At 62.0% G+C, this 1768-nt stretch carries 2 protein-coding genes; both read right to left on the minus strand.

Going from position 1 to position 1768, the window contains the following annotated elements; all coding sequences use genetic code 11:
* Positions 1-174: 174 nt before the first annotated feature.
* Positions 175-513: a hypothetical protein gene (locus ACS5Q1_RS47195; protein ID WP_473104674.1), complete on the minus strand. Its 339-nt coding sequence runs from the start codon at positions 511-513 to the stop codon at positions 175-177.
* Positions 514-563: 50 nt separating this feature from the next.
* Positions 564-1559: a tyrosine recombinase gene (locus ACS5Q1_RS47200; RefSeq protein ID WP_473104675.1), complete on the minus strand. Its 996-nt coding sequence runs from the start codon at positions 1557-1559 to the stop codon at positions 564-566.
* Positions 1560-1768 lie beyond the last annotated feature (209 nt).

The raw sequence follows: 1768 nt of genomic DNA on the forward strand, positions 1-1768 counted from the left end.
CGAGACACCCGCCTAGCCGTGAGGGCTGCGACGCCCGATAAAACTTCCACCCGGTCTCGCTCCAGCATTGGGGGTTACGACCTCGCTCTGGCCCACCTTCAAAATAGCCCGCAGCGTCGGGAGTGCCGATCCGCCCACAGAGCTGTACAGACCTGCTGGATGCAATGAATTGAATTACCGGGGCTTGTGTTGGACCTGGACCATTGCCGCGATCTCCGGTCTGTTCTCGGCCAACCATTGCCTCGCATCAGACGGGTTGACGACGCAGTTGAGCGCATCCCAGGTGGGATCCTCGAGCGATTCCTCCCGCAGCCGGGTGGCGGCATAACTGACGAGTTGATGCAGTCCTTCGTACCCCGGCTGGGTCTCCAGGGCGTCGGCAATCCACGTGCTGGACCAGTCCTGCCTGGCAAGGTGTAGGAGGCTTTGCGGATCGGCCTCACGAAACCATGGCGTCGCGTCAAACTCGAGAGCCAAGGCATTGTCGGCAGTGTGGCATGAGGCTCGGATCATCACGCACCCTCCGGATCGGCGGTCCGACGTCATTCTACCATACGCCACCATCAGGGCTGCACTGCCACAGCTGTGTTCCCAAGCAGAGCTGGATGCTCGTCCTGCTCCTGCCCCTCATTGAGCGGGTGGAGGTCTCGAACCATGTGGTGGAGGCGGGAGGTGTCGAGATGGGTGTAGATCTGGGTGGTCTCGATGCCGGCATGACCGAGCAGTTCCTGCAGCACGCGCAGGTCGGTACCGCCCGAGTGCATGTGGGTGGCAAAGGCATGCCGCAGCACATGCGGTGACACCCGATCCGGATTGGTGAGGCCTGCCGCCACAGCCGCCTCCTTGATCTCGAGCAGGGCCGCTTGGCGCGTCAGGGCCTTGCTGCCGTTGCGGACTGAATGGAACAGCCAGGACGAGGGCGCTCCGCCGGAATAGGCGCGGGCCAGCTTCTGCCACTGGCCGATCGCCTCAATGGCTCGAGCATGCAGGGGCACGAGCCGCTGCTTGTCGCCCTTGCCGCGCACCAGCAGCATGCGGGTTCCAGGTGGCGCAGCATCGGCGGGTAACGACAGGGCCTCGCTGATGCGCATGCCTGAGGCATAGAGCGTCTCGAACAAAGCAACCCTCCGCGCATAGCCGGCCTGCCGGTAAAGGCCCACCGACGGATCGGCTGCACACTTGTGGGCGGTTTCCAGGAGCGCCTCGGTTTCGGCGATCGATAAGACAAAGGGGAGCTTGCGGGCCCGCTTCATGGCTGACAGATGGGATGTGGGATCGCGCGAGCCGAGTTCCTCGGCGATCAGGAACTTATGCAAGCCGCGTGCCACCGTAATGCGCCGGGCCATGGTCGATCCGGCGTAGCCGCGCTGATCGAGAGCGGCGATGTAGTCCCGCACCTGCTCCAGGCCGACCTCGTCCAAGCCGAGACTGTTCTCATCAAGCCAGACAAGGTAGCAGTTTAGATCATCGGTGTAGGTGTCGATGGTACTGGACGATGCCCCGAGTTCCGTTGCCAGAGCATCGAGCCACAGTTGGGCCAGCCGTTGATTGGTCCGCATGCAATCCTCCAGGTCCGGAGGATCATGGCACGGCACCGGTTACAGACTTCTTGTCAAAACACTAATTATGCGAATTTATTTAGCCGGCGGGTGGATTCTATTCTGAAGTGCGAATTCCGTTACAAACAATGGGTTTGCACTCGGAGGCTGAATGACCCTGCCCTACATCCACCTGAGCCTGGCTGAACGGCGCGAGATCGCGCGCATGC

This window comes from Microvirga sp. GN3, assembly GCF_055792825.1.

What these genes read in the sequence shown, in the direction of transcription:
- ACS5Q1_RS47195 (WP_473104674.1), bottom strand. Translation starts at nt 513, where the DNA reads ATGATCCGAGCCTCATGCCACACTGCCGACAATGCCTTGGCTCTCGAG.
- ACS5Q1_RS47200 (WP_473104675.1), bottom strand. Translation starts at nt 1,559, where the DNA reads ATGCGGACCAATCAACGGCTGGCCCAACTGTGGCTCGATGCTCTGGCA.